Here is a 3,170-nt window from a genome sequence, read left to right on the forward strand (position 1 = left end):
CGTACTTTCCACACCTAATTTTCCAGTTTTACGATAATTTATTTATTTCCATTTCAAGGCGTAACAAAGACTTTTGGATCAATTTTCAATGCTTTTAGGTAAGCTAATTGAACCTCTGTAAATCGGTTCGCGAGATAACGAACATTGCCGATTGTTATCACAAGCACATTCATAAACTTTGTCGTCATCATGAAAGAAGTAGGCCTTTTTGTTTTACGTTCCTCCCAGCCCGGCAATGTACTTCCATCTGCCTCGGCAAATTGGCGCATCGATCGTTCCATCAACCTCCAAATCAACAGCGATATCAAAAGTATCAGGCCCAACACTTCAATTCGAGATGTCTTCTTCAAAAATATGCCGTTCACGATTGCGGGGTCTTTCAAAAATCCAAAGTTTTGTTCGATGCCGCTTTGATTCTTATACAACCGCAACAGACGATCGGCATCCCAATCTTGCCACTGCTCTTCGGTTGTTAAATTGGTCAGTAAAACAAAGCATCCGGCTTCCGAACGCAATGTCTTTACTTTTTCAGAGTTTTCCACAATCCGTGTCTTCAAGTAATATTCATGATAATCTATTTGTCGCTCTTTGCCTTTCACCGGACGGCCGCGCTTGTATTTGGCAACTTTATCTATTGTCGTCAAAACCCGGTGACAATTTGATCTCTCAGCCGATTTGCAAAGCTTTTTCTCCGCCATCTGTGCATCAGCCTCACAATAATATGGCGTTTTCTCGGCCTTTTTGCATAATTGCACAAGCTCCTTTCGTTCCTTTTTTAAAAGCCGATCAATTCGTTTATGCCTTCTTTTGTCATGGGCGCTTGAGTGTACTACTATCGTTCGATAAGTTCTTCCGTTTATCTCCACCGTGGTTTCAAACGAACGGTAAAATGCGGCCGGGCGCTTTTTCGTTGCCGAAGTTCGATTCAGAATGCCGATATCCTCCCATTGATCTTTTGCCACGGCTTCTTCGATTACTCGACCACACTCTTTGAAGTTTGCCGGCAAGCGGCTAACAAATAATATGTTTCCTACAGCGGCCGCCTCCAAATTATCGCTGGTTACCATCGCCGAGTCGGCCACATGAATATATGCTTCATTCTTAAGACCATTTTTTGACATGTACCTTGATACCCCGGTCAAAAGCTCATTATTGAGCGTTTTGTCGGAACCGTTACCATCGCGGGTTGCACCCAAAATAGGGATGTTGCGATCGACGCAAAGCATTTCAATTAAAAACTGCTTCAGGTCCGGCCGCTTGTCCTTGCTATGCCCGTAAGTGATATGAAAGGGCTTTTCAGATAAATCGTAATCTCCGAATACACTGACCGAGGTCGTGTCGTAATGCCCGCACTGGGTATCTATCCGAAAACCGCCCACGGCATTTTGAGCAAGTTGTCCAAAAATCTTTTGGGTTCCGGACTCGTATATTTTATCCAATACCCGCCCCAGGTTATGGTCTGAAAAAAGTCCCGGTTCCACCGATTGGCCCAGCAGCAACGCATCATCTTTTTCATTATAAAAGTTGACCAACCGGTACAAAGGCGTACGACCTGTCAATGTGTCCAAAACCATCGCTAAAACCGCAACGCCAGGACTCAAGTCCATCTGTGACTCAACCATGCCGTCTATGGTTTCGACCAATTTGATTTGCCTTGCATACTCTTTCACAATTGGTAGATGCTGAACATTGGTGAACTTCGCACCAGAAAGATTCGGTAATTCCATTTCGCTCCTTTTAGTCATTCTTTCGGAGCAAAATAGCACCGGCATAGATAGAAGTCTAGACTAACTATCATTCATTCAACAACTATCGTTCAGAATCGTTTATGTGGCTAATATCATAACATTAAAAAATAGCTTTCTTTTATCTCTATGAGGTGTGGAAAGTACGATGCAATTATCTGCCCACGCTTAACTGCTGCACCTTTTTTTATTCCCACTGCTACGTGTGAAATTTCACCATAGCGAACTAAAATGTCTCCATGGTCAATTTCCAAAGCGCGAGTACTCAGATAAAACGGATAGTCTTGAATAACGATACCGTCCTTAATGGCTCTAATAGCTGTGCCTTTAGGTGCATATAAGTCACAACCAGCATGCTTGCGAGTTCCTGATGAACGATTAGAACCATATGCGCGCATCCCTGTTCTATAGCTTTGCGCTGGTTGAAATGCCAGAGGAAATAACAATTTATCGTTTTTCCGGACAACGATTTCATTCAGGACTTTGATCGATTTGCCATTTGGGTCTATTCTCCCATCAGGTATGACCATCTTTACATACTTCGTCTGAAATTCGGAAATCGCAGATGCGGTGATTTTACCATGAAGTCCATCTTCTTTAAGTCGTTTTCCGTTCAATAATGGTTGAACTTTGTTTAATGCCGTTTGAATTAAGAAAACATCTTGATACTGATTTGCTCCATTTATCCCAACAGACTGTTTGATTTTTAACATAAGTTGCCCCCTGTCCAAATTTGAATGTAACTATTATCTTTTTCTTTTGGAATTGAATAATCGTGAAGGATTCATGATGTTGATGTAGAACTATTTTTCGTTAAATGGTAGAGCCAAAGATTAATTTTGTCAAAGAACGAAAGTGGTGACTATTACGTTTACGAATTCCGCTTTGATTGTTATCCTAACTTTCGAGGCGTAAAAAGCAAAATGCATGCCGATAAATATTTGGCCATAATAATAATCGGTTAGGACATTCAAGGGGGGAGTGATAATACTAGCTGCTTCACAATGATGCAATACCCAATAGAAAAACATGTCAAACTTACTGCAATGACAAGATATTCGGGAATATGCATCAAAATAATGCAATGATCATTTTAAATCATTGCAAAGCACGGGGGGAGATCTCTATTCTTGTCGGTCGGTGGCAGTTGCGGATAAGTAGTGTCGATGGTGAATTGGGCCGAATTCAGCAAGGTTGTCATGCGCAGCTTTCCACTGGACGCCAAACGCGTGGAGGCAATGGAAGAGGTAACGGACAAATTGCGAAAGGTCGGGCCTACAGGTAGGCCTCCGCGCTTTCGAGGCGATGGATTGTTTTGAATAATTGAACGGTGCGATCCAATAATATAGTTGTCTAACAAATTTGATGACCCCAATTACCATTTGTCAAGAATAAAGATATGACCACTGGTCGCGTTGACCCCAG

General features: G+C 42.1%; 3 protein-coding genes. 1 reads left to right on the forward strand and 2 read right to left on the reverse strand.

The annotated features are described in order from the left end of the window. Window positions 1-53: 53 nt before the first annotated feature. A complete protein-coding gene (locus AC37HE_RS07820) occupies window positions 54-1,727 on the reverse strand; it encodes an IS1634 family transposase (RefSeq protein ID WP_500782254.1) in 1,674 nt (557 codons plus the stop codon). Between the two features lie 113 nt (window positions 1,728-1,840). Continuing rightward, the gene (locus AC37HE_RS07825) at window positions 1,841-2,458 is read right to left on the reverse strand and encodes a peptidoglycan DD-metalloendopeptidase family protein (RefSeq protein ID WP_500782255.1); all 618 of its coding nucleotides are present in this window, start codon (window positions 2,456-2,458) and stop codon (window positions 1,841-1,843) included. A 371-nt stretch (window positions 2,459-2,829) separates the two neighbouring features. Between AC37HE_RS07825 and AC37HE_RS07830 the strand changes: the two genes are divergently transcribed. Further along, complete coding sequence (locus AC37HE_RS07830; RefSeq protein WP_500782256.1) at window positions 2,830-3,030, forward strand: hypothetical protein; 201 nt, start codon at window positions 2,830-2,832, stop codon at window positions 3,028-3,030. Window positions 3,031-3,170 lie beyond the last annotated feature (140 nt).

It is taken from the genome of Mangrovibacterium sp. (assembly GCF_059905295.1).

Excerpts from the sequence above, each read along its gene's own strand:
- AC37HE_RS07820 (WP_500782254.1), bottom strand. The coding sequence starts at position 1,727 with ATGGAATTACCGAATCTTTCTGGTGCGAAGTTCACCAATGTTCAGCAT.
- AC37HE_RS07825 (WP_500782255.1), bottom strand. The coding sequence starts at position 2,458 with ATGTTAAAAATCAAACAGTCTGTTGGGATAAATGGAGCAAATCAGTAT.
- AC37HE_RS07830 (WP_500782256.1), top strand. The coding sequence starts at position 2,830 with ATGATCATTTTAAATCATTGCAAAGCACGGGGGGAGATCTCTATTCTT.